The organism is Rahnella sp. ChDrAdgB13 (assembly GCF_017655185.1).
Taxonomy (GTDB): domain Bacteria; phylum Pseudomonadota; class Gammaproteobacteria; order Enterobacterales; family Enterobacteriaceae; genus Rahnella; species Rahnella contaminans.
In genome coordinates this window covers 1-24421 of record NZ_JAEMGT010000081.1, presented here as the reverse complement: position 1 = coordinate 24421, position 24421 = coordinate 1, and the positions used below count along the sequence as shown (strand labels likewise).

At 52.3% G+C, this 24421-nt stretch carries 19 protein-coding genes; 11 read left to right on the top strand and 8 right to left on the bottom strand.

Annotated features, from left to right (window positions below; all coding sequences use genetic code 11):
• Position 1: 1 nt before the first annotated feature.
• Together kdpD and kdpE are read left to right on the top strand one after the other, a co-directional pair.
• Positions 2–2698, top strand: a complete 2697-nt coding sequence (gene kdpD / locus J8X26_RS19545; protein WP_152326465.1) for a two-component system sensor histidine kinase KdpD — start codon at positions 2–4, stop codon at positions 2696–2698.
• Positions 2695–3384 (top strand): two-component system response regulator KdpE, encoded by a 690-nt coding sequence (kdpE, locus tag J8X26_RS19540; RefSeq protein ID WP_165059437.1) that lies wholly within the window; start codon positions 2695–2697, stop codon positions 3382–3384. The genes kdpD and kdpE overlap by 4 nt, the downstream gene beginning before the upstream one ends.
• Here the strand turns inward: kdpE and J8X26_RS19535 are convergent.
• The 3 genes from J8X26_RS19535 to seqA form a co-directional block, all read right to left on the bottom strand.
• A complete protein-coding gene (locus J8X26_RS19535; protein WP_208951667.1) occupies positions 3374–4090 on the bottom strand; it encodes a PadR family transcriptional regulator in 717 nt (238 codons plus the stop codon). The two genes, kdpE and J8X26_RS19535, sit on opposite strands and share 11 nt — an antisense overlap.
• Before the next feature lie 171 nt (positions 4091–4261).
• Positions 4262–5905, bottom strand: a complete 1644-nt coding sequence (pgm, locus tag J8X26_RS19530) for a phosphoglucomutase (alpha-D-glucose-1,6-bisphosphate-dependent) (RefSeq protein ID WP_208951666.1) — start codon at positions 5903–5905, stop codon at positions 4262–4264.
• 25 nt (positions 5906–5930) lie between these two features.
• On the bottom strand, positions 5931–6485 hold the full coding sequence (gene seqA, locus J8X26_RS19525) for a replication initiation negative regulator SeqA (RefSeq protein WP_152326461.1): 555 nt from the start codon (positions 6483–6485) through the stop codon (positions 5931–5933).
• Between the two features lie 234 nt (positions 6486–6719).
• Here seqA and ybfF point away from each other — a divergent pair, with 234 nt between their 5' ends.
• Complete coding sequence (gene ybfF, locus J8X26_RS19520; protein ID WP_208951673.1) at positions 6720–7508, top strand: esterase; 789 nt, start codon at positions 6720–6722, stop codon at positions 7506–7508.
• A 255-nt stretch (positions 7509–7763) separates the two neighbouring features.
• Positions 7764–8045: a LexA regulated protein gene (gene ybfE, locus J8X26_RS19515; protein ID WP_104924773.1), complete on the top strand. Its 282-nt coding sequence runs from the start codon at positions 7764–7766 to the stop codon at positions 8043–8045.
• Positions 8046–8111: 66 nt separating this feature from the next.
• Here the strand turns inward: ybfE and J8X26_RS19510 are convergent, their stop codons facing one another.
• Positions 8112–9776, bottom strand: a complete 1665-nt coding sequence (locus J8X26_RS19510; protein WP_208951665.1) for a methyl-accepting chemotaxis protein — start codon at positions 9774–9776, stop codon at positions 8112–8114.
• A gap of 411 nt (positions 9777–10187) precedes the next feature.
• On the opposite strand from J8X26_RS19510, the gene fldA reads away from it, so the two are divergent.
• Both fldA and fur read left to right on the top strand, forming a co-directional pair.
• Complete coding sequence (gene fldA / locus J8X26_RS19505) at positions 10188–10715, top strand: flavodoxin FldA (RefSeq protein WP_095921178.1); 528 nt, start codon at positions 10188–10190, stop codon at positions 10713–10715.
• Positions 10716–11031: 316 nt separating this feature from the next.
• Positions 11032–11487: a ferric iron uptake transcriptional regulator gene (gene fur / locus J8X26_RS19500; protein ID WP_152326459.1), complete on the top strand. Its 456-nt coding sequence runs from the start codon at positions 11032–11034 to the stop codon at positions 11485–11487.
• A gap of 140 nt (positions 11488–11627) precedes the next feature.
• Here fur and chiQ read toward each other — a convergent pair whose 3' ends face one another.
• From chiQ to nagE, 4 genes are all read right to left on the bottom strand, one after another.
• Positions 11628–11969, bottom strand: coding sequence for a ChiQ/YbfN family lipoprotein (gene chiQ / locus J8X26_RS19495; RefSeq protein WP_208951672.1), 342 nt, complete (start codon positions 11967–11969; stop codon positions 11628–11630).
• A gap of 13 nt (positions 11970–11982) precedes the next feature.
• The gene (locus J8X26_RS19490) at positions 11983–13395 is read right to left on the bottom strand and encodes an OprD family outer membrane porin (protein ID WP_165059726.1); all 1413 of its coding nucleotides are present in this window, start codon (positions 13393–13395) and stop codon (positions 11983–11985) included.
• 469 nt (positions 13396–13864) lie between these two features.
• Complete coding sequence (glnS, locus tag J8X26_RS19485) at positions 13865–15535, bottom strand: glutamine--tRNA ligase (protein ID WP_152326456.1); 1671 nt, start codon at positions 15533–15535, stop codon at positions 13865–13867.
• A gap of 191 nt (positions 15536–15726) precedes the next feature.
• On the bottom strand, positions 15727–17673 hold the full coding sequence (gene nagE, locus J8X26_RS19480; protein ID WP_152326455.1) for a PTS N-acetyl glucosamine transporter subunit IIABC: 1947 nt from the start codon (positions 17671–17673) through the stop codon (positions 15727–15729).
• A gap of 473 nt (positions 17674–18146) precedes the next feature.
• Between nagE and nagB the strand changes: the two genes are divergently transcribed.
• The 5 genes from nagB (at position 18147) to asnB (ending at position 24318) form a co-directional block, all read left to right on the top strand.
• Positions 18147–18947: a glucosamine-6-phosphate deaminase gene (nagB, locus tag J8X26_RS19475; RefSeq protein ID WP_152326454.1), complete on the top strand. Its 801-nt coding sequence runs from the start codon at positions 18147–18149 to the stop codon at positions 18945–18947.
• Between the two features lie 149 nt (positions 18948–19096).
• Complete coding sequence (gene nagA / locus J8X26_RS19470) at positions 19097–20236, top strand: N-acetylglucosamine-6-phosphate deacetylase (RefSeq protein WP_152326503.1); 1140 nt, start codon at positions 19097–19099, stop codon at positions 20234–20236.
• 20 nt (positions 20237–20256) lie between these two features.
• Positions 20257–21480 (top strand): N-acetylglucosamine repressor, encoded by a 1224-nt coding sequence (locus J8X26_RS19465; protein WP_208951664.1) that lies wholly within the window; start codon positions 20257–20259, stop codon positions 21478–21480.
• A gap of 58 nt (positions 21481–21538) precedes the next feature.
• Entirely contained in the window at positions 21539–22291 is a 753-nt protein-coding gene (locus J8X26_RS19460) for an HAD-IIA family hydrolase (protein ID WP_152326452.1), read from the top strand.
• A 362-nt stretch (positions 22292–22653) separates the two neighbouring features.
• On the top strand, positions 22654–24318 hold the full coding sequence (gene asnB / locus J8X26_RS19455; protein WP_208951663.1) for an asparagine synthase B: 1665 nt from the start codon (positions 22654–22656) through the stop codon (positions 24316–24318).
• The last annotated feature ends 103 nt before the right edge of the window (positions 24319–24421 follow it).

Genomic DNA, 24421 nt, shown 5'->3' with positions numbered 1-24421 from the left:
TATGACTGACGATCGCCCTGATCCAGACAGCCTGCTGGCGCTCGCTAACGAGAAGCCGCGCGGGCAACTGAAAGTCTTTTTCGGCGCCTGTGCGGGCGTCGGGAAAACCTACGCCATGTTGCAGGAAGCGCAGCGTCTGCGCGCCACCGGTCTCGACGTGCTGGTCGGCGTGGTGGAAACCCACGGAAGGCAGGAAACGCAGGCGCTGCTGCCGGGGCTTTCTCTGTTACCGCCAAAACGCATTCACCACCGCGGCCGTCAGGTTTACGAATTTGACCTCGACGCCGCGCTGGCCCGCCGCCCTGCCCTGATCCTGATGGACGAACTGGCGCACAGTAATGCCGCCGGTTCGCGCCATCCGAAGCGCTGGCAGGACGTCGAAGAACTTCTCGATGCCGGTATCGACGTGTTTACCACAGTGAACGTTCAGCATCTCGAAAGCCTGAACGACGTGGTCAGCGGCGTGACCGGCATTATTATTCGTGAAACGGTGCCCGACCGTTTATTTGATGACGCCAGCGAAGTGGTGCTGGTGGATTTACCGCCCGACTCCCTGCGCCAGCGCCTGAAAGAAGGCAAAGTTTATATCCCCGGTCAGGCCGAACGCGCTATCGAACACTTTTTCCGCAAAGGCAATCTGATTGCCCTGCGCGAGCTTTCCCTGCGTCGCACCGCCGATCGCGTGGACGATCAGATGCGCGAATACCGTGACGATCAGGGCGTCAGCCGCGTCTGGCATACCCGCGATGCGTTGCTGCTGTGCATCGGTCACGACGGCGGCAACGAGAAGCTGGTTCGCGTCGCGTCACGTCTGGCGGCGCGTCTGGGCTGCGTTTGGCATGCGGTATATGTCGAAACCCCGCGCCTGCACCGTTTGCCGGAAAGCCAGCGCCGCGCGATTTTGCATGCGCTGAAACTGGCGCAGGAGCTCGGCGCGGAAACCGCCACGCTGGCCGATCCGCAGGAAGAAAAGGCCATTCTGCGTTACGCCCGTGAGCATCGTCTGGGCAAAGTGATGACCGGCCGCCGTCGCGAGAAACGCTGGAAATTCGGCCCGAGCTTTGCCGATAAACTGGCGGAGATCGGGCCCGATCTCGATCTGATTGTCGTCGGTCTGGAAGACACCCCGAATAATTCGTCGCGAAAAGAGCAGGATCCCCGGACATTCGTTGACCGCTTCAGCCGCCAGATCCGCGGGTGTGCGCTGGCCGTCGCGCTGTGCGCCATCATTACGGTGCTTTCGCAATGGCTGGTGCCCGCGTTCGATCAGGCCAACCTGGTGATGGTGTATCTGCTTGGCGTGGTGATCGTGGCGCTGTTTTATGGCCGCTGGCCCTCGGTGCTGGCAGCGGTAATCAACGTCGTCAGCTTTGATCTGTTTTTCGTGCAACCGCGCGGGTCGCTGGCCGTCACAGACGCGCAATATCTGGTGACGTTCGGCGTCATGCTGATCGTCGGGATTTTGATCGGGAATCTCACTGCCGGTGTGCGTTATCAGGCGCGCATCGCCCGTCACCGTGAAAAGCGCGCACAGCATCTTTATGAGATGTCCAAAGGGCTGAGCCAGTCGCTGACACCGGAAGCGATCGCGCAAACCAGCCGCCACTTTATTTCCTCCAGCCTGAACGCCAAAACGGCCATTTTGCTGCCCGATGAATACGGTGAACTGGTGCAACCGGCCGGTGAAATCACCTCGATTGTGGTGGACGACGCCATTGCCCGCTGGAGTTTCGATAAAAAACTGCCCGCCGGTGCCGGGACCGATACGTTGCCCGGCGTGCCGTATCAGCTTCTGCCGCTGGTGGCCTCGGGCGAATCGCGCGGTTTGCTGGCGGTTGAGCCGCCGAATATCCGTCAGCTTCTGGTGCCGGAACAACAGCGGCTTTTGCAGACATTTACGGTGCTGATCGCCAACGCCCTTGAGCGTCTGCATCTTGCGGCCAGCGCGGAAACATCACGTCTGGAAACAGAGCGTGAGCAACTGCGTAACTCGCTGCTGTCCGCACTTTCCCACGATTTACGCACCCCGCTCACCGTGCTGTTCGGACAGGCGGAAATCCTGACGCTGGATCTGGCCTCCGAAGGCTCGAAACATGCGCCACAGGCCAGCCAGATCCGCCAGCAGGTGCTGAGCACCACGCGACTGGTGAACAATCTGCTGGATATGGCGCGCATTCAGTCCGGCGGATTTAATCTGCGCAAAGAGTGGCAGTCGGTGGAGGAAATCACCGGAAGTGCCCTGCGGATGCTGGAACCGGTGCTGGCACATGACCATATTGAAATCGATTTGCCTGCCGAAATGGTGCTGGTCAATTGTGATGCAAGCCTGATCGAACGGGTGCTGATCAATCTGCTGGAGAATGCCCATAAATATGCCGGTGTCGGTGCCACCATCGGCATCAGAGCGTTACCGCTCGGCGACTGGCTGGAGATCGAAGTCTGGGATAATGGTCCGGGAATTCCGGAAGGCGCGGAGCATGCGATTTTCGAAAAATTCGCCCGCGGAAATAAAGAGTCAGCCATTCCCGGCGTGGGTTTGGGATTAGCGATTTGTCGTGCCATTATTGAAGTACACGACGGACGGATTTGGGCTGAAAATGGCCCGGACGGCGGCGCGCGTTTCCGCTTCAGGCTGCCGCTGGAAGCAGTGCCTGACATGGAAACGGATATGGACACAGACATCGACGAGGCAACGTGAGCGCATCCCCGGTAAATATTTTAATTGTGGAAGACGAGAAAGAAATCCGCCGCTTTGTGCGCACAGCGCTTGAGGGGGAAGGTTTACGGGTATTTGAAAGTGAGACACTGCAACGCGGGCTGATTGAGGCCGGAACCCGTAAACCGGATCTGATTATTCTCGATCTCGGTTTACCGGACGGTGACGGCCTGACCTATATCCGCGATTTGCGCCACTGGAGCGCCATCCCGATTATTGTGCTGTCGGCACGCACCAGCGAAGAAGATAAGATTGCGGCGCTGGATGCCGGTGCCGATGATTTCCTCACAAAACCGTTTGGCGTCGGTGAACTGCTGGCGCGGGTTCGCGTCGCGTTACGACGTCATGCGGGCAGTTCGCAGGAAAGCCCGCTGGTAACGTTTGCTGATGTGACGGTGGATTTGATCAACCGGCGCGTACAGCGCAACGGTGAAGATTGTCATCTGACGCCGATTGAGTTTCGCCTGCTGGCTGAACTGCTGGCAAACAGCGGCAAAGTCATTACTCAGCGTCAGTTACTGAGCCATGTGTGGGGCCCGAATTACGTCGAACACAGTCATTATCTGCGCATCTACATGGGGCATTTACGCCAGAAACTGGAGGCCGACGCCACCCGGCCGCGTCATTTACTGACCGAGACCGGCGTGGGCTATCGTTTTATGCCTTAGGTTGATCAGTCTCCGGTTTAGCATCGCCGAATTCGGCTTCCAGACTTTCAGCCGCCTGTTGCAAAATTGCATTCACCCGCACAACCTGCTCCGGCGTCAAATCCGCACGCATCATATTTGTGCGCAGCGCATGACGCAGACGGTGCATAGATTCATGAATGCCTTCTGCCAGATTGTTTTCAGGCGGACGCTGTGCGCCAGCCAGACGGGCAAAAATCACATCTACCGCAGCCTGATGTTGCGCCAGTTCCACTTTCCCGGCTTCGGTAATCTGATAGCTTTTACGGCCATTGCCGGTGGCGACAGGCTCGAGGAAATCCTGTTCTTCCAGCAGGGTCAGCGTCGGGTAAATCACGCCAGGGCTTGGCACGTAAAGACCTGACGACGCTTCTTCAATCGCCTTGATCAGCTCATAACCGTGACTCGGTTTCTTCGCCACCAGCGCCAGCAGTACACGGCGCAAATCACCGTGTTCAAACAAACGATGTACACCGCGATCGCCACGCCCCCCGCGACGACCTTCGCCACGTCCGCGACGTTCACGCCCTTCCTCACCGCGTTCTTCACCACGATGGCGGCCATCGCGGCGCAACATGTGACGTTCGCTGTGATCGCTGCGTTCTGATTCATGACGGCAATGACCGCGATGCCCTTCTTCCCGGCAACCATGACCGCGATGGCGCCCTTCAAACATTTTGCTAAACATAATTTATGTCCTATTTAGATATATCGATTTATTTCGATATATCTAAATTAGATCGGATTTCAGAAACTGGCAAGCCCAAAAATGCATTTAGATATATCTTTTTATGTCTGAAACGCAGGCAAAAAAAAAGCGCTGAATAATCAGCGCTTTTGATGAGATGAAGAAAGGGACTTATTTCGCGTCGGCCAGCACCTTGCTGACGATTTCTACCGCTTCTTTCTCGATTTGTTCGCGGTGTTCAGCACCGAGGAAGCTTTCACAATAGATTTTGTAAGCTTCTTCTGTACCGGACGGACGTGCCGCAAACCAGCCGTTTTTGGTCATCACTTTCAGGCCGCCGATTGACGCGCCGTTCCCCGGAGCGTTGGTCAGACGGGCAGTGATCGGGTCACCGGCCAGCGTGTCAGCTTTCACCTGTTCAGGAGAAAGTTTAGACAGTGCGGCTTTCTGCGCGTGAGTCGCGGGTGCCTGAATACGGTTGTAGCTTGGCGCGCCGAAACGGGCAGCCAGTTCGTTGTAATGTTCCTGCGGGTTTTTACCGGTCACGGCGGTGATTTCCGCGGCCAGCAGGCACATGATGATCCCATCTTTGTCGGTAGACCACGGTGTGCCGTTGAAACGCAGGAAAGAAGCCCCTGCACTTTCTTCGCCACCAAAACCGAAGCTGCCGTCAAACAGGCCATCCACGAACCATTTGAAACCCACCGGGACTTCGACCAGTTTACGGCCTAAGTCTTCAACAACGCGGTCGATCATCGCACTGGAAACCAGCGTTTTGCCGACGGCGACGTCTTTGCCCCACTGCGGACGATGCTGGAACAGGTACTGAATCGCCACCGCCAGATAATGGTTCGGGTTCATCAGACCGGCAGGCGTCACGATACCGTGGCGGTCATAATCCGGGTCGTTTGCAAAGGCCAGATCGAATTTATCACGCAGCGCCAGCAGGCCGGCCATCGCGGATTCAGACGAGCAGTCCATGCGGATCACACCGTCGTGGTCGAGATGCATGAAGCGGAAAGTCTGATCGACTTCATCGTTAACCAGCGTCAGATCCAGTTTGTAGTGCTCTGCGATACGCTTCCAGTATTCGATACCGGAACCGCCGAGCGGATCCACACCGAGTTTCAGGCCCGCTTTCTGAATCGCGGCCATATCGACGATGTCGGTCAGTCCTTCAATAAACGGCTGAACCAGATCCTGCGCCACCAGATTGCCACTTTTCCACGCCAGATCCAGAGACTGACGCTTGACGCCTGCGAGCTTAGCCGCCAGCAATGCGTTAGCGCGTTTCTCAATCACGGAGGTCAGATTGGTATCTGCCGGGCCGCCGTTGGTCGGGTTGTATTTAATGCCGCCATCTTCCGGAGGGTTGTGCGAAGGCGTGATGACGATGCCATCCGCCAGCGCGCCGCCGTTGAGATTGTGCGTCAGAATCGCGTGAGACACCGCCGGAGTCGGGGTGAAACCGTTATTTTCCTGCACAATGACATCTACGCCATTCGCCGTCAGCACTTCCAGCACAGAGATAAACGCCGGTTCGGACAGGGCGTGGGTGTCTTTCCCCACATAGCACGGGCCGGTTGTGCCCTGCTCTTTACGCACTTCAGCAATCGCCTGCGCAATCGCCAGAATATGCGCTTCATTAAAGCTGTGACGCAACGAACTGCCGCGGTGACCGGACGTACCGAATTTCACGGCATGGGCCGGGTTTTGCGGGTCCGGTTGCAGAACGTAATACTGTGACGTTAACTGCGCCACATTGATCAAATCGCTTTGCTGAGCAGGTTGCCCTGCACGGGGGTGATTAGCCACTGGCGCTTCTCTCTTACGCTGAAATTTAGAGGGTGCCGCACACTTTGTCAGTCAGTTCCGCCGGGAACTGCATGAGCTGCATGATGTGTTCGATCATGCTGCGTTTGCGACCTGTGTTGGTGTTAGTAATAACCCAATACGGCGTTCCGGGAACGTGTTTAGGCTTGGTATGAATGCCGTTTTGCAGCAGGGTTTGCTGGTCGCCGGCAAAATAGGTACGCGTGCGGCCATGAAGTGAATCGGTCGCAGCGGCAAATTCTTTTGGGTTCAGGCAATACAAGGTCGACAGGATCAGCATAAAGCGGTTAACCGCTTTGGTCTGCTCTGCATATTCGTCAGACAGTAACAGTTCGCGAACGGCGCGGACTTTATCACGCGACGTCGGCGCGGCGGCGGCAACAGGTTTTTCCTGTGCGACGGTCCCGGCAATAACGGCGGATGTTACTGGCGCGGCAGGAGCGGTCTGGCCAGCAGTAAATTTCAACATACGGCGCAAAATATCAGACGCACTTTCACCGATTGCTTGCGTGTGGCTGGCAATGTAGCGGTAGAGTTCTTCGTCAACCTCAATAGTTTTCATCTTTATCCAGTACTGTTTTTTCTACTAAATTCATTCAAAAGGATTATACAAATTTCTACGCGTTTACGAACAGGTGAATTGCGTCGCTAAGCAAAAAGCAGATTACTTCCCGTTTTCGCTGCGTTCGCCTTCTGTTCCACGTTGTCAAATCCCACTCAGGCATCTGGCAGAAACTTTCTGTTTTAAAAAAAATCATCCGCTACTCATGATAACCTAATGAGATTGTTTATCTGTATGAACTTCGCCATGAAATTACATTATCGCCTGCAAGAACCTGAAGTCGCTGGCAGCGATGCGCTGCCGGTTCTCCTGATCCACGGACTGTTCGGAATCCTTGATAATCTGGGCGTTCTCGCCCGCGACCTGAAACAACAGCATAGAGTGTTGCAGGTTGATTTGCGTAATCACGGGCAATCCGGGCGTTCGCCGGAGATGTCTTACGCCGCAATGGCGCAGGATTTAATGGAAACGTTAGATGAAGTCGGTTTCCAAAAATTCATCGTAATCGGCCATTCCATGGGCGGGAAAGCGGCTATGGCGCTGACGGCGCTGATTCCCGACAGAATTGAGAAGCTCATCGCCATTGATATCGCGCCAGTGGATTATCACGTGCGCCGTCACGATGAGATTTTTGCTGCGATTAATGCCGTCACCGGGGCCGGATTGCGCGACCGTACCTCCGCTACCGAATGTATGCGTGAGTATATAAAGGAAGACGGGGTGATTCAGTTTCTGCTGAAATCCTTCCAGCAGGGAGAATGGCGCTTCAATGTGCCGGTTCTGCTGAACGAGTATGCCAAAATTGTCGGCTGGGAAGAGGTTCCGGCGTGGGATCGTCCGGCGCTGTTCATCCGTGGCGGGGATTCGCCTTATGTGCAGGATGCGTATCGCGAAGATATTGGCCGCCAGTTCCCGCAGGCAAAAGCCTATGTAGTCGCCGGAGCCGGTCATTGGGTGCACGCAGAAAAACCCGACGCCGTCCTGCGCGCTGTGCATCGTTTCATCGATTCGCCGTCGGTTTAACATCCTGGGGATAAATTGTGCAAAAAGTCTGCACAACTTCGAAAGTTAACGTGAAATCAGGGCAATCAGGCGTTGTGAACCCCAGGCGCGCCAGTGTATGATTGCGCGCTATAATTTTGCCGCCCCGTTTTACTCGAAGTGAGTTACGGGGGGTAAATTGGGTCAGGGTTTCTTAGCCCGAAATGTGTGAAACGCTCGTCAGGAATCGGCTTGCCGTTTTCCGATGTAAAAACTTCCCTGGTTGTACCGCTACCTATGGCAAAAGAACAACTGGATCGCACGACGATTGATCTGTTCGCAGATGACCGCCGTCCGGGGCGTCCAAAAACTAATCCGCTTTCCCGTGATGAACAGCTCAGGATCAACAAGCGCAACCAGTTACGCCGCGATAAAGCGAGCGGTCTGCGTCGCGTAGAGCTGAAAATGAACGCCGATGCTGTTGATACCCTCAATAAGCTGGCAGAAGAACGCAATATCAGTCGTAGCGAACTGATTGAAGAGATGTTGCTGTCGCATCTTAACGGTCAGGAAGGCTGATAAAAAAAGCGGATAACCTCCCGGTTATCCGCCTGTTTTCTTTCCTTTTACGCCTTAACTCTCATCTCAGAACGTTTCCCAGTTTGCACTGCTTTTCGATGTCATTACACCGGTTGCAGGCCGTAACAACGGCTGAGAAACCACGCTGGCGGGTCGTTTTCCGACATTAGTGATGCTGTCTTTGAGTTTGAACGTCGCGACGGCGTTGTTTAGCAATGCAGCCTGCTCTTCCAGCGAAACCGCCGCGTGTGAAGCCTGTTCCACCAGTGCGGCGTTTTGCTGCGTTACGCTGTCCATTTGTGTGACTGCTACCGCAACCTGGCTGATGCCTTTGCTTTGCTCATCAGACGCCGAAGCGATTTCCGCCATAATATCCGTGACATGGGTGATTGAACGCACCACTTCGTTCATTGTCTGACCGGCGTTTTCCACCAGTTTTGAACCGCTGTCGACGCGGGATACGGATTCACTGATCAGTGATTCGATTTCTTTCGCCGCCTGCGCACTGCGCTGGGCCAGATTTCGGACTTCACTGGCAACCACCGCAAATCCACGCCCTTGTTCGCCTGCCCGCGCGGCTTCTACCGCGGCATTCAGCGCCAGAATGTTGGTCTGGAAGGCAATGCTGTTAATAACCGAGGTGATCTCTGCAATTTTCTTCGAGCTGCCGGAGATATCTTTCATGGTGCTGACGACGTCAGCCACAATGTTACCGCCTTTTTGCGCGGTAGAAGACGCTTCCATCACCAGCTGGCTCGCGTGATGGGCATTGTCTGCGTTGTGTTTTACCGTTGCCGTCAGTTCTTCCATACTGGCTGCCGTTTCTTCCAGTGCAGACGCCTGTTCTTCGGTTCGGGAAGACAAATCATTATTCCCGGCAGAGATTTCGGACGCGCCCTGATAGATGTGGTTGGTACAGTTGCGGATGGTCTGAACGGTATTTTCCAGACTGGACTGCATAACGTTGAGCAACGGGATCAGTTTACCCGCGCAGTTTTTGCCGAACTCTTCCAGATAATGCGTCAGGTCGCCGCTGGCAATTACGGCGAAGTGATCGCGGATTTTATCCAGCGGTTTCACCAGTGCCATCACCAGATAACGGTCGGTCAGCAGCAAAATAAGCAGGCCGAGAGAAAAAGCCGTCAGCAGAATAACTTTGCTGTAATAAGTCAGATGGTTTGATTTGGTCTGCGCCGCCTCGAAATCGACCGCAATCTGCCCGCTGACTTTCGTCATTGAGGCACCAAAATTGCGGCTCAGCGCTGGAACGGTATCGTTCGCCAGCTGATTATAGGCATCGAAATTTTTGCCGATGGCCGCTGAATATAACGGCGTAACGCCTTGCGCGACCAGACTTTCCCAACTGGAGACCAGTTCCTGAACTGACGCTTCATCTAATCCCGGATGCGGAGCCGTTTTGAAACTCGCCAGCGCCTGTGACAGACCATCGAGTGACTGTTTTGCCGTATCAAAAATTTCCTGCCCTTTTGACGGATCCGCCTGGAGCTGCCCCACGGCACGACTTAAGCGTGTCACGGTACGAAAGTACTGATCATTTCCTTTATTGATCAGTGCCATATTGTTGACCAGTTCGGTACTGTTTTGGGTGTTCTGAGTCAGCGTATTCAGGGAGGTGACGGTGTAAATAGACACACTCGCCCACATGACGCAAAAAATGCCCAGAATCGTTAATAATGCGGCCCTGATGGTAATATTTTTTAAAAACTGCACGATATGCCTCTCTCGAAACAGGACTGTTTCTGGTCTGAGGATTGACGGGGATGCGGAGAATCAAGACAGGTAGCCAGCAGGCGTTTGCCCCCGGACATGTTTTGAACACCTCTCCGGGCATCGATTTCTTTATTATGTTGAGATTCCTCTCGCATCATCTATCGGCGTTCAACGGGCAAACTTAAGGAGTGGCGGGAATTATTTCTTAATTTTGCTTTTGCCCTCAATAAGTTTGAGGTTATTAAAAGCACACGAAGGCGATAACACTTAAAAAGATTGCCCGATAAACTTATTCACCAGTTAAGAAGGCGAGCTGAAACATATTCTCCGCCGCGCGAGTTTGCTATCATCTGCGTTATTATTGCCTGCAATGCAGAGCACTTCATTAAGAACAAGAGGTTAGGTAATCTTATGGCCGTAGTAGGTATCTTCTTTGGATCCGATACAGGTAACACCGAAAACATCGCGAAAATGATCCAGAAGCAATTGGGTAAAGATGTTGCAGAGGTGCATGACATTGCGAAGAGCAGCAAAGAGGATCTGGAAAAATTCGATATTTTGCTGATCGGTATTCCAACCTGGTATTACGGTGAAGCGCAGTGTGACTGGGACGACTTTTTCCCGACGCTGGAAGAGATAGATTTCGAAGGTAAGCTGGTTGCGCTGTTTGGCTGCGGCGACCAGGAAGACTATGCCGAATACTTCTGTGATGCGCTCGGTACCGTGCGTGACATCATCGAGCCTCGCGGCGCGGTGATCGTAGGTCACTGGCCAACTGAAGGCTATCACTTCGAAGCTTCAAAAGGTCTGGCTGATGATAAGCACTTCATCGGGCTGGCAATTGACGAAGATCGTCAGCCGGAACTGACCAACGAACGTGTTGATGCATGGGTCAAACAGATCACAGAAGAACTGAGCCTTTCAGAAATTATTGGCTAAAAACCCTGTTGGCCCTGAGGATTTATTCTACAATTGAAGGGCCAAACTATTACTGAAATTAACAATTTAACCGCTACAAAATTGTAACTTTCGGTGGTATCAAGGTACACTGAGTTCATCTGTTTTTTCTATCGATCAAGTCGTTGCATTATTGAATGTGACAGGCATTTTGTGATCTTTATTAACAGGCTACGTTTTTGAGAATCGGCACACTTCCCTTAAACGAAGAATCCTTAAACGACAAATTTTTGTGCCGCCGATGCCACAGGCTGCATGCCTCAACTTGATTAGCACATAGTAACAGGACTGAATCCGCATGACTGACAACAACACCGCACTGAAGAAAGCCGGCTTAAAAGTCACGCTTCCGCGCCTCAAAATCCTGGAAGTGCTGCAAGCGCCGGAAGGTCATCACGTTAGTGCGGAAGATCTTTATAAGCAACTGATTGATATGGGCGAAGAAATTGGTCTGGCCACGGTTTACCGTGTTCTTAACCAGTTTGATGATGCCGGTATCGTCACCCGTCATAACTTCGAAGGCGGCAAGTCTGTTTTCGAACTGACTCAGCAACATCATCATGATCACCTGATCTGCCTTGATTGCGGCCGCGTTATTGAATTCCGCGACGAATACATTGAAGGCCGTCAGCGTGAGATTGCGAAGAAACACGGTATTAAACTGACCAACCACAGTCTGTATCTGTACGGACACTGTGAAGCGGGCGATTGCCGCGAAGATGAATCTTTGCACAATGACAAACCTGCGCAGTAATCTGCACGGTCAGTCCGAATAAATTAACCGCTGAAAGGCGGTTTTTTTATGTCTGTGTTCCAGGATGAGAGTTAAAACGCAAAACCCCGGCAAGCCGGGGTTTTGCGTTCTATGATGATGCTTGTTTCAGATCCCTGCTTTTAGTTAACCGGATTAGGTGCGTTATTGGCTTTGATTTCCTGCCAGATCTTGCCGCAATCCGCCGCATACGCCTGTCCGTCACCGGTCTTACGCGCCGTCAGACAGCGCTGATAATCCACCACGCGAACCGTTTCCTGTTCCGCAAATTTCTGGTGGGCTTTTTCCTGTTTGAGCTTGTTCAGCAATACCTGACAGGAGGCCAGTTTGTCCGGATTGCCTTCTGCCGAATTAATACACGCGCTGTATGCCTCACGCGTTTGAGAAATCTGAGCCTGATCCGCGGTTGGCGCACAACCTGCCAGCACAACGGAGGAAACCACAATCATCAGTAATTTTTTCATCGACATAGCGGCCTCAGAAAATAGTGAATGGAGCGATAACGATGAATTTCACGTCTTTTTCATCCTGGAAAATGTTGCCGTACCCGCCGCCCCAGCTCGGGATATCCGAGTGGTTGTCGTACTGGGTGTAATGCAGTTTGAACAGCGTACCTTTCGCGCGCCCTTCCTGAATGGTGTACAGCGCATCAAGGCTCCAGGCACTTTCTTTCAGGCGCTGGCTCTGATCATAGATGGGATTGGTACTCGGTTTGGCATCCCACGCGTAAACATAAGAACCGCCCACTGCGAAGCCCGGCAGATCCCATTTCGCCAGATCGTAAAGTACACCTGCGTACACCGCTTTTTCGCCGTTAGCGTTGAAGTCAGAACGGTTGTCCCACCACACATCAAGACGTCCGTTAGAAGAAGAATACGTCGGGGTCATGCGTTGTAAAAAATAACCCTGATTCCCCTCAGCTTTGACCATCGTCCCTTCCAGACGCCAGTTGAACTGGCCGGTGGTGTAACCGAAAGTCAGTGCCTGCAACCAGGCCAGACCGTCATACAGGCTGTTCGGATCGTTCTGGTTGCTGATACGATCTTCCGCACCGTAGAACTGGTAGCTGGTGGTGAGCGGATTGCCCATCAGATCAATTTTGTACGACGCTTTGGCGAAGTACTGGTCGACGTAACTTTCTGCCTGACCGAATGCCGCTTCCAGTACGAGATCATTTTTGAAGTCGTATTTCGCACCCAGCGAGTGGATATAGGAAACACCGGTTTTCTTGTCGTTCTGGCGGAAATCATCCATCTCCAGATGCCACGGCGATTTGTATTCATCCGCCCACATGTAGGAGAAACTCAGTTCGCCCGGATCGCCAAAATCATGTTTATACCCGGCTTCAGCACCGCGATAGGTACCCGGCATAAAGCTCCAGTGCGGGGCGATCAGCGTTTGTCCGGTGGGCTGAATGTAACCAGCATGGCCCCAGAATCCGCCGTATTTGAATTTACCGGCCGCTTTGTAGAGGCTGACGCCGCCTTTATCGCCGGAATAGTCTTCGTCATACGCATGGTTTTTGGAGGAGAACGCGATTTCGTTCGGGTGGCCGCTGTCGCTGGCTTCGGCTAATTCGATCGCGGTAAATGCGGCGACGTCGATACCGAACATGTCCCAGGCATAGCCGGAAGAGAAATCAAGGTTCAGGTTGGCGGTCGCGTGCGAAAGGTTGGTGGCGTATTTATCGTAATCGGGGTTATTCACCGTGACTTTTGTGCCGTCAGGGCGGGTTTCTTCTTTGGTTTTGTTCAAATCTTTGCGGTCGCGTTCGCGCTGCCAGTAATACACACCGCCGGTCAGCGTCGAATCATCAATAAAGCCAGCCGCTCTGGCCTCTTCAGGGAACATCATTCCGCCGCCCAACAAAGTGCCAGCCAGCGTGTACATCACAGGTTTCAGGTAAGCCGATCCCCTGCCCCTGTTAAGGTGCTTGTGCATAGAAATTCCTCATTTTGACTAAAAAAAACGTGCAAAACCCAAACGGGTATTAAAAGCGGTCGCCAGAGGCGTAACCGTATAAAGCAGGATTAAGAGTATTTTTCGCGACGCGAATTATCAATGGGTAATTAAACCCTGATGGCTGAAGTATGACAAAGTGCACATAAAGATGAAAAAGTGTAACAAACGAGGAATGCGAAGGTTTAAATCAGTGGACTCTGACAATCGATAACTAAAACAGATAATTAAGTAAAAATCGTATTGACTTAAACGTTTCAGCACTCTGATATTCGGAAAGGAAAGTCCTAAAAAGCAAACATGAAAAATGCATTAATTCGCGCTGAAAAAGAAAATTCCGTGAATTTCTGACGTAAAAAAACGCAGCCGGAGCTGCGTTTAACAATCGTTCATCGGTGACTTACGCGACGGGTTTTGATTCCCAGGTATCACGCAGGCCAACGGTACGGTTGAAGACCAGATTTTCAGCGCTGGAATAGTGGCTGTCAGCACAGAAGTAACCTTCACGTTCAAACTGCAGGCTGATTTCAGCCTGTGCAGCCACCAGAGAAGGCTCAACGAAACCGTGCGCGATCACCAGGGATTCCGGGTTGATCGTGGTCAGGAAATCTTCTGCCTGGCCAGGATTCGCGACGCTGAACAGACGGTCATACAGACGGAATTCCGCCGGTTTGCCTTCAGACGCAGAAACCCAGTGGATCACGCCTTTCACCTTGCGGCCATCGGCCGGATCTTTGCTCAGCGTTTCGATATCGTAAGAACAGAAGATCGTCGTCACATTGCCTTCGGCATCTTTTTCAATGCGTTCCGCTTTGATGACATACGCATTGCGCAGACGAACTTCTTTGCCCAGCACCAGACGTTTGTATTGCTTGTTCGCTTCTTCGCGGAAATCAGCCTGATCGATATAAATCTCACGGGTGAACGGCACTTCGCGCGTCCCCATCTCCGGTTTGCTCGGATGATTAGGCATTTTCACCATTTGCACATCTTCACCGGTAAAGTTCTCAATGATCACTTTAACCGGATTGATCACAGCCATGGCGCGCGGCGCATTTTCGTTCAGATCGTCACGGATACAAGATTCCAGCGCCATCATTTCGACATTGTTATCTTGCTTGGTCACGCCGATACGACGACAGAATTCACGGATAGACGCAGCAGTGTAACCACGGCGACGCAGACCGGAAACGGTCGGCATACGCGGGTCATCCCAGCCTTCGACGATCTTATCCGTCACCAGCAGGTTCAGCTTACGCTTGGACATGATGGAATATTCGAGATTCAGACGGGAGAACTCGTACTGACGCGGGTGGCAAGGGATGGTGATGTTATCGAGAACCCAGTCATACAGACGACGGTTGTCCTGGAATTCCAGCGTACACAACGAATGGGTGATCCCTTCCAGCGCATCGGAAATGCAGTGGGTGAAATCATACATCGGGTAGATGCACCATTTTTTGCCAGTCTGATGGTGTTCCGCAAACTTAATACGGTAGATAACCGGATCGCGCATCACGAAGAATGGCGAAGCCATATCGATTTTTGCACGCAGACACGCCGCGCCTTCAGCGAATTCACCGTTGCGCATTTTTTCGAACAGCGCGATGTTTTCTTCTACGCTGCGATCGCGGTACGGGCTGTTTTTGCCCGGAGACGTCAGTGAGCCACGGTATTCGCGGATTTCATCCGGAGACAATTCGTCAACGTAAGCCAGACCTTTGTTGATCAGCTCCAGCGCGTAGCCGTGCAGTTGATCGAAGTAGTCGGAAGAATAGTGAATATCACCGCTCCAGTCGAAACCTAACCACTGGACGTCGTGTTTGATCGACTCAACGAATTCGATGTCTTCTTTTGCCGGGTTGGTATCGTCAAAACGCAGGTTGCACTGCCCCTGATAGTCTTGCGCAATACCGAAGTTCAGGCAGATAGACTTCGCATGGCCGATATGCAGATAACCATTAGGCTCGGGCGGGAAACGGGTATGAACAGTATTGTGTTTCCCGGTCGCCAGATCTTCATCAATAATCTGACGGATAAAATTTGTTGGGCGGGCTTCAGCCTCACTCATTGTGCAATTCCTCTACGCAACATTGACTCTACAGATAACCTGTTATGTTCCAACAAGCCACGTCGGGAAACAACCGTTACTTGCATAAAATCGTGGTTATCTGCATACCGCGTGTCCGTAAACAATAAAAAGCGGGAAGAGATTGCTCTCTTCCCGCTAAGACTTAACTCAACTGAATCAGCGTCAGGAAATTATTTACCCTGAATCTCAAACAGTTTGGTCTGACCGGCTACGACTGAACCGCTGGCCAGTGAAATCACACCGGTGTAATCATCGATGTTGCTGACCACAACCGGGCTAATCATTGAGCGCGCGTTAGCGTTCAGGTAAGCCAGATCCAGTTCCAGTACAGGCTGACCGGCAGTGACCGTTGCGCCTTCTTCAACCAGGCGGGTAAAGCCCTGGCCGTTGAGTGCAACGGTGTCGATGCCCATGTGCACCACGATTTCAGCGCCGGAAGTGGTTTCCAGGCAGAACGCATGGTTGGTGTTGAAGATTTTCACCACGGTACCCGCAGCCGGAGCGACGACTGTTTTATCCGTCGGACGAATCGCGACACCATCGCCTACCGCTTTGCTGGCGAAGGCTTCGTCTGGCACCTGATCCAGCGCCACGATGTCACCGGTAACCGGAGCCACCAGCGTTTCAACGACCGCTTTAACGCTGTTTGGTACAGCCTGCGGAGACGCTTTCACAACCACGGGGGCTGCTGCGCTGCCTGCCGCAACCGGACCACGCGCCATCACTTTCTTCATTGCATCAGCCAGAGATTCCGCTTTTGCACCGACGATAACCTGAATGCTTTGTTTGTTCAGACGAACAATACCGGACGCCCCCAGACGTTTGCAGGCTGCATCATCAACAGTACCAGCATCTTTCACGTTCAGACGCAGGCGGGTAATACAGGCATCAATACCTTTGAAGTTATCAGAACCGCCCAGTGCGCTGATGTAGCTCACGGCCAGCTGGTTCAGACCTTCTTCAGTATTGCTGTTCGCTTCCGGTTCACCGATATGGTCGGCGTCGTCTTCACGGCCCGGCGTTTTCAGGTTGAACATGCGGATAATTACGCTGAACAGTACGAAGTAGATGACGAAGAACACAACGCCCATCACCAGCAACATCCAGACGTTTTTACTTGCCGCCGGCAGGTTGTACATCAACGCGTAGTCAATCGCCCCCGCAGAGAAGGAGAAGCCAGCATGAATACCCAGCGCAGTTGCAACGTACAGGCTGATCCCGGTCAGGATGGCGTGGACTAAATACAGCAGCGGAGCAAGGAACATGAACAGGAATTCTAACGGCTCGGTCACACCGGTCAGGAATGCAGTCACCGCAACGGAGACCAGCATACCGCCCACCAGTGGACGACGTTCTTTCGGTGCGGCGAAGTACATTGCGCATGCTGCGCCTGGCAGACCAAACATCATAATTGGGAAGAAGCCGGACATGAACATCCCTGCGGTGCCGTCACCCGCGTAGAAGCGGTTGATGTCGCCGTGGAATACTGTGCCTGCTGCGTTAGTGAAGTCACCAATCTGGAACCATGCGATGGTGTTCAGAACCTGATGCAGACCGGTTGGGATCAGCAGACGGTTTACGAAACCGAAGATACCCGCACCGAATGCGCCTGCGCCTACGATCCACTCACCACCGGCGCGGATTGCATCCTGCACCGGAGGCCAGACGTAACCGAAGATCGCGGCCAGAATCAGACAGAAGAAGCCTGTTGCGATAGGAACGAAACGTTTCCCACCGAAGAAGCTCAGGAAATCAGGAAGTTTGATATCAGACCAGCGGTTGTAAACCATACCGCCGACCAGACCGGTGATGATACCTGCCAGAACGCCCATATTGACGGCCGGGTTGATGGTAATCATCGCCTTGGTCAGAATGAAATAACCAATACCACCCGCCAGTGCCGCAGCACCCGCGTTGTCTTTAGACCAGCTTGATGCCACACCAATAGCAAAAATCAGGGCCAGGTTATCGAAGATCCCGCCACCGGCTTGCGCGATGAACGGCATATTAAGAAGATCAGGCTGACCGAAACGCAGCAGTAACGCAGCGACAGGTAGCACGGCTATCGGCAGCTGAAGTGCTCTGCCTAAACGCTGAAAGAATCCAAGAATATTCACATTTCCCCCTATCCGCCGCCAGGCGAATCACCTAAGTAGTTTAATTAGTATGGTTACTACCTTTACTCACTTACCGTTCCGATTTAACCAACTGCTTTGCGAGTGTAAAAAGATTATTTCGTATCGCAAATTAAAACCTCTATTTTTGTGATAATTATCACCAAAAAGAGGTCATAACATGCCATCAGGCTGGTCAACACACAAAACTTATTTTATCATTAAAAAAATCTAGACGGCATTGTGCCAGCCACAAACCGTCACGGTGGTTTACGCTTAACATGACCGCCCTGAACCAAAACAGCTTTGACTTCCTTATCCGGAGTCACTGGGTTACAGGCAGGCGGCAATCGAAAAATCCGTTGCGCTTACTCCGTTAAGCCAGGCAGAGATTCGAAAGCAGCCAACACCCCTGCAACGTCAAGGACAAAGGATATACACAGTATATTCAATATTCTGAAACTAAGAGGTACGTGATGAGACTTATTCCTTTAAACACCACCACTGAAGTTGGCAAATGGGCAGCACGTCATATCGTTGAGCGTATTAACGCCTTCAAACCCACTGCCGACCGCCCGTTCATTTTGGGCTTACCTACCGGTGGCACACCACTCGAAGCTTACAAACATTTAATCGCCATGCATAAAGCAGGCCAGGTTAGCTTTAAGAATGTGGTTACTTTCAATATGGACGAATATGTTGGCTTACCGCAGGAACACCCTGAGAGCTATCATACGTTCATGTACAAAAACTTCTTTGATCACGTTGATATTCCACGCGAAAATATCAATCTGCTGAATGGTAATGCGCCAGACGTCAACGAAGAATGCCGTCAGTACGAAGCAAAAATTAAGTCTTACGGTAAAATTCACCTGTTCATGGGTGGCGTGGGCAACGACGGTCACATTGCCTTTAACGAACCGGCATCTTCACTGGCTTCACGTACCCGTATCAAAACCCTGACACACGAAACCCGCATCGCGAACTCCCGTTTCTTCGACAATGACGTCTCTCAGGTGCCAAAATACGCCCTGACCGTTGGCGTAGGCACACTGCTTGATGCAGAAGAAGTGATGATTCTGGTCACCGGCCACGCGAAGGCGCAAGCGCTTGAAGCGGCCGTCGAGGGAAACATTAACCACATGTGGACCATCAGTTGCCTGCAATTGCATGCAAAAGCCGTTATGGTGTGTGACGAGCCGTCCACCATGGAACTGAAAGTCAAAACTGTTAAATATTTCCGCGAGTTAGAAGCGGAAAATATGAAAAACCTTTAACAAATTTTATGCCCAAAGCCAGTCGCGTTGCAGCAAGGCGGCAACGACGCGAATCTCCGGGAGTTTACTGAAGTAAGTGAGCGGAGTGAGTGAGGCAACCAACGCAGCAGCAGCGTGACTGGAGAAGGGCAAGCGAACGAGGGGGCATGATGTACGCTTTGATTAACGGCCGGATCTATACCGGCCACGACGTTCTGGATAACCATGCGGTCGTGATTGCCGATGGCAAAATCGAACGTGTCTGCGCGGTCAGCGAGCTGCCGGACAATGTGGAAACCCGCGATCTGGACGGTGCCATTCTTGCCCCCGGATTTATCGACCTGCAACTTAACGGTTGTGGCGGCGTGCAGTTCAACGATTCACTGGAAGCGATTTCCGTAGAAACGTTAGAAATCATGCAGAAAGCCAACGAAAAATCCGGCTGTACCAGTTTCTTACCTACGCTGATCACCTGTAGCGATGACTACATGAAGCACGGCGTCAGCGTAATGCGCACGTATCTGGAAAAATATCCGAATCAGGCGCTGGGTCTGCATCTTGAAGGCCCGTATCTGAGCCCGTTGAAAAAAGGCACCCACAATCCGGCCTTTATCCGTAAGCCCGACGACGCCATGATTGATTTTCTGTGTGAAAACGCCGATGTCATCACACAGCTGACGCTTGCGCCGGAACAGGTTGAAGCCCGCTATATCCGTCAGCTGAGCGCTGCCGGTATTGTGATTTCCGCAGGCCATTCCAATTCGACGTATGCCGAAGCCCGCGCGGGTTTTGCGGCCGGTATCACCTTCGCAACGCACCTTTATAATGCAATGCCAGCGATTACAGGTCGTCAGCCTGGCCTTATTGGTGCAATCTTCGATACACCGGAAGTGTATACCGGTGTGATTGCCGACGGTTTGCATGTCGATTACGCCAATATTCGCAACGCGAAAAAGCTCAAAGGCGAGAAACTGGTGCTGGTCACCGACGCCACTGCGCCAGCGGGTGCCAATATTGATGAGTTCATTTTTGCCGGTAAAACAATATACTACCGTGACGGACTCTGTGTGGACGAAAACGGAACACTGAGCGGCTCTGCGCTGACCATGATCGAAGCAGTTCAAAACAGCGTTGAACATGTCGGCATTGCACTGGATGAAACGTTGCGTATGGCATCGCTTTATCCGGCCCGCGCGATTGGCCTCAACGGCCAGCTGGGTAGCATTGAAGCAGGCAAAGTCGCCAACCTCACCGCGTTCACTCATGATTTTAAAATCACAAAAACTATCGTTAATGGTGACGAAGTTTAATTGAGCGGATAACAGCATTGATGACAACTGGCGGACAGCAGGCACAAATCGGCAACGTTGATCTGGTTAAGCAGTTAAACGGCGCGGCGGTTTACCGCCTGATTGACCAACAAGGGCCCATTTCGCGCATTCAAATCGCCGACATGAGCCAGTTAGCGCCCGCCAGTGTCACCAAAATTACCCGACAGTTACTCGAGCGCGGGCTGATCAAAGAAGTGGATCAGCAGGCTTCCACCGGGGGTCGCCGCGCTATTTCGATCATCACCGAAACCCGTCCTTTTCATACCATCGCCGTTCGTCTTGGCCGACATGACGCGACCATCACGCTCTACGATCTCAGCGCCAAGTCACTGGCCGAACAACATTATTCCCTGCCCGAACGCACTCAGGAAACGCTTGAGAACGCCTTATTTGAGGCAATCGCGCAATTTATCGAGCTGAATCAGCGTAAAATCCGCGAACTGATTGCCATTTCTGTCATCCTTCCAGGCCTGGTCGATCCGAATAAAGGCATCGTCCGCTATATGCCGCATATCAGCGTCGGTGCGTGGAAATTAGTCGATGCGCTGGAAGCCAGATTCAAAGTCACCAGCTTTGTCGGCCACGATATCCGCAGCCTGGCCCTCGCCGAGCACTATTTCGGGGCAACCCGCGACTGTCAGGACTCCATTTTGGTTCGTCTTCACCGCGGTACCGGCGCAGGAATTATCGTTAACGGCCAGATTTTCCTCGGCAGCAACGGCAACGTGGGTGAAATCGGCCACATTCAGATCGACCCGCTGGGCGAACGCTGTCATTGCGGAAACTTCGGCTGTCTGGAAACCGTTGCGGCCAACGCGGCTATCGAAAACCGTGTACGCCATCTGCTCACGCAGGGTTACGCCAGTAAACTCAGTCTGAACGATTGCTCAATTTCCGCTATCTGCAAAGCCGCCAATCGCCATGATGCGCTGGCCACTGAAGTGATTGAGCATGTGGGCCGTCAGCTTGGCAAAGGCGTTTCCATTGCGATCAACCTGTTTAATCCGCAAAAAGTGGTGATTGCCGGTGAAATTACCGAAGCGGATAAAGTCCTGCTGCCGGCCATCCAAAACTGCATTAATGCTCAGGTTTTGAAAGATTTCCGCCGTAATCTACCGGTTGTGACTTCCGCGCTTAATCATCAGTCCGCGATTGGTGCATTTTCGCTGGTCAAACGGGCTATGCTGAATGGCGTTCTGTTGCAGCGTCTGATGGAAAATTAAGGCGTGCTATAGTAATTGGCTGCCAGGAATGGGGCTGAAAAATGTGGGTTTGGAAATCATGACAATTAAGAATGTAATCTGTGACATTGATGGCGTGCTGTTGCACGACAACACAGCTGTACCCGGCGCCGATCGCTTTCTGGCCCGAATTCAGGAACAGGGAATGCCTCTGGTCATTCTCACCAACTACCCTTCCCAGACAGCGCAGGATCTGGCAAACCGCTTCAGCGCTGCCGGTCTTGAAGTGCCGGAAAGCGCGTTCTTCACGTCCGCGATGGCGACAGCTGATTTCCTGAAACGTCAGGAAGGTAAAAAAGCCTACGTCGTTGGCGAAGGCGCTCTGATTCACGAGCTGTATAAAGCGGGTTTTACCATCACAGACATCAATCCTGATTTTGTGATCGTCGGCGAAACGCGTTCGTACAACTGGGACATGATTCATAAAGCGGCGTATTTCGTGGCGAATGGCGCGCGCTTTATTGCGACAAACCCGGACAATCACGGCCACGGTTTTGTTCCAGCCTGTGGCGCGTTATGCGCACCAATCGAGAAAATTACCGGACGCCAGCCGTTTTACGTCGGCAAGCCGAGCCCGTGGATTATCCGCTCGGCGCTCAATAAAATGCAGGCGCATTCCGAAGAAACGGTCATTGTGGGCGACAATCTGCGAACAGATATTCTGGCGGGTTTCCAGGCGGGTCTGGAAACTATTCTGGTGCTGACCGGTGTTTCCACCCTCAATGATATTGAGGGAATGCCGTTCCGTCCGACCTGGATTTACCCTTCCGTTGCCGATATCGACGTGATTTAACAGCCACTCATAAATATATGAAAACGAGCCCGGATTGCTATCCCGGCTCGTTTTTTTTCGTCCTGCTGCTTGATTTTCATTCACTTTTCTCTTTTTTTGAATCCTCCTCAATTTTCGGCGATTAAATTAATAATCCGCTAATGAAAATGCCATAAAACCACTGATTCGTTAAAGATTACCTGCACTCAACCAACTATTTATCAGAAGAGCGTTAAACCACTTGCACAACACAGGGGTTTTGACGCATTTTCATAGTCAGCAACGCAACAAAGCCTGACTAAAACTGAAAGAACGGCAACGTTGATCCTCATTCGCAAACATAAAAATGACAGCCAGAGAAACGTCGTTAGGGAGATAGAAATATGTGTTCAATTTTCGGTGTGCTCGATATCAAAACTGACTCCGTCGAGCTGCGCAAAAAAGCGCTGGAACTCTCGCGCCTGATGCGTCACCGCGGGCCTGACTGGTCCGGCGTGTTCGCCAGCGACAAAGCGATTCTGTCGCATGAGCGTCTGTCGATTGTCGACGTGAACAACGGCGCACAGCCTTTGTACAACGCAGCACATACCCACGTTCTGGCTGTAAACGGCGAAATCTACAACCATCAGGCTCTGCGCGCAGAACTGGGTGACAAATACGAATTCCAGACCGCGTCTGACTGCGAAGTGATTCTTGCGCTGTATCAGGAAAAAGGCCCTGAATTCCTCGATGAACTGCAAGGCATGTTCGCCTTCATTCTCTATGACACAGAAAAAGACGCGTACCTGATTGGCCGCGACCATCTGGGCATCATCCCGCTGTATATGGGTTACGACGAACACGGCAACATGTACGTGGCGTCTGAAATGAAAGCGCTGGTGCCGGTTTGCCGCACCATCAAAGAATTCCCGGCAGGCAGTTACCTGTGGAGCCAGGAAGGCGAAATCCGTGAATATTACCAGCGTGACTGGTTCGATTTCGAAAAGGTCAAAGACAACGTCACTGACGCTGCGGCGCTGAAAGATGCGCTGGAAGAATCGGTGAAAAGTCACCTGATGTCTGACGTGCCTTACGGCGTGCTGCTGTCCGGTGGTCTGGATTCTTCCGTGATTTCAGCAATTACCAAGAAATTTGCCGGTCGCCGCATTGAAGATAAAGATCAGAGCGAAGCGTGGTGGCCACAGCTGCACTCCTTTGCGGTCGGTCTGGAAGGTTCTCCGGATCTGCGCGCTGCTCAGGAAGTCGCAAACCATTTAGGCACCGTGCACCATGAAATCCACTTCACCGTGCAGGAAGGTCTGGACGCTATCCGTGACGTGATTTATCACATCGAAACTTACGACGTGACCACCATTCGTGCGTCAACGCCGATGTATCTGATGTCCCGTAAAATCAAAGCGATGGGCATCAAGATGGTGTTGTCCGGCGAAGGTGCTGACGAAGTCCTGGGCGGTTACCTGTACTTCCATAAAGCGCCGAACGCGAAAGAATTCCACGAAGAAACCGTGCGTAAATTGCTGGCCCTGCACATGTATGACTGTGCCCGTGCCAACAAAGCGATGTCCGCCTGGGGCGTTGAAGCCCGCGTACCGTTCCTGGATAAAAAATTCCTCGACGTCGCAATGCGCATCAACCCGAAAGACAAAATGTGCGGCAACGGCAAAATGGAAAAACATATCCTCCGCGAATGTTTTGAGTCTTATTTGCCACACAGCGTGGCATGGCGCCAGAAAGAACAGTTCTCTGACGGCGTAGGTTACAGCTGGATCGATACGTTAAAAGAAGTCGCGTCTCAGCAGATTACCGATCAACAGCTCGAAACAGCGCATTTCCGTTTCCCGTACAACACGCCGACGTCAAAAGAAGGCTACCTGTACCGCACCATTTTCGAAGAACTGTTCCCGGTTCCAAGCGCGGCTGAATGTGTTCCTGGCGGCCCGTCAGTGGCCTGTTCTTCAGCGAAAGCCATCGAATGGGATGAAGCGTTCAAAAACATGGATGACCCTTCTGGCCGTGCGGTTGGCGTTCACCAGTCAGCGTATAAATAAGCCTTTACCGGTTATTTTCCATGAAGCAAGCGGCAGGGCTTACGCATTAAACTTATCGGGAATAATATCCTTTATATCCATGCAGTTGAATAATAATTCTTCC

Excerpts from the sequence above, each read along its gene's own strand:
- glnS (WP_152326456.1), bottom strand. The coding sequence starts at position 15,535 with ATGAGTGAGGCTGAAGCCCGCCCAACAAATTTTATCCGTCAGATTATT.
- chiQ (WP_208951672.1), bottom strand. The coding sequence starts at position 11,969 with ATGAAAAAATTACTGATGATTGTGGTTTCCTCCGTTGTGCTGGCAGGT.
- nagB (WP_152326454.1), top strand. The coding sequence starts at position 18,147 with ATGAGACTTATTCCTTTAAACACCACCACTGAAGTTGGCAAATGGGCA.
- ybfF (WP_208951673.1), top strand. The coding sequence starts at position 6,720 with ATGAACTTCGCCATGAAATTACATTATCGCCTGCAAGAACCTGAAGTC.
- asnB (WP_208951663.1), top strand. The coding sequence starts at position 22,654 with ATGTGTTCAATTTTCGGTGTGCTCGATATCAAAACTGACTCCGTCGAG.
- J8X26_RS19465 (WP_208951664.1), top strand. The coding sequence starts at position 20,257 with ATGACAACTGGCGGACAGCAGGCACAAATCGGCAACGTTGATCTGGTT.
- ybfE (WP_104924773.1), top strand. The coding sequence starts at position 7,764 with ATGGCAAAAGAACAACTGGATCGCACGACGATTGATCTGTTCGCAGAT.
- nagA (WP_152326503.1), top strand. The coding sequence starts at position 19,097 with ATGTACGCTTTGATTAACGGCCGGATCTATACCGGCCACGACGTTCTG.
- J8X26_RS19535 (WP_208951667.1), bottom strand. The coding sequence starts at position 4,090 with ATGTTTAGCAAAATGTTTGAAGGGCGCCATCGCGGTCATGGTTGCCGG.
- J8X26_RS19460 (WP_152326452.1), top strand. The coding sequence starts at position 21,539 with ATGACAATTAAGAATGTAATCTGTGACATTGATGGCGTGCTGTTGCAC.
- fldA (WP_095921178.1), top strand. The coding sequence starts at position 10,188 with ATGGCCGTAGTAGGTATCTTCTTTGGATCCGATACAGGTAACACCGAA.
- kdpD (WP_152326465.1), top strand. The coding sequence starts at position 2 with ATGACTGACGATCGCCCTGATCCAGACAGCCTGCTGGCGCTCGCTAAC.
- seqA (WP_152326461.1), bottom strand. The coding sequence starts at position 6,485 with ATGAAAACTATTGAGGTTGACGAAGAACTCTACCGCTACATTGCCAGC.
- fur (WP_152326459.1), top strand. The coding sequence starts at position 11,032 with ATGACTGACAACAACACCGCACTGAAGAAAGCCGGCTTAAAAGTCACG.
- J8X26_RS19490 (WP_165059726.1), bottom strand. The coding sequence starts at position 13,395 with ATGTACACGCTGGCTGGCACTTTGTTGGGCGGCGGAATGATGTTCCCT.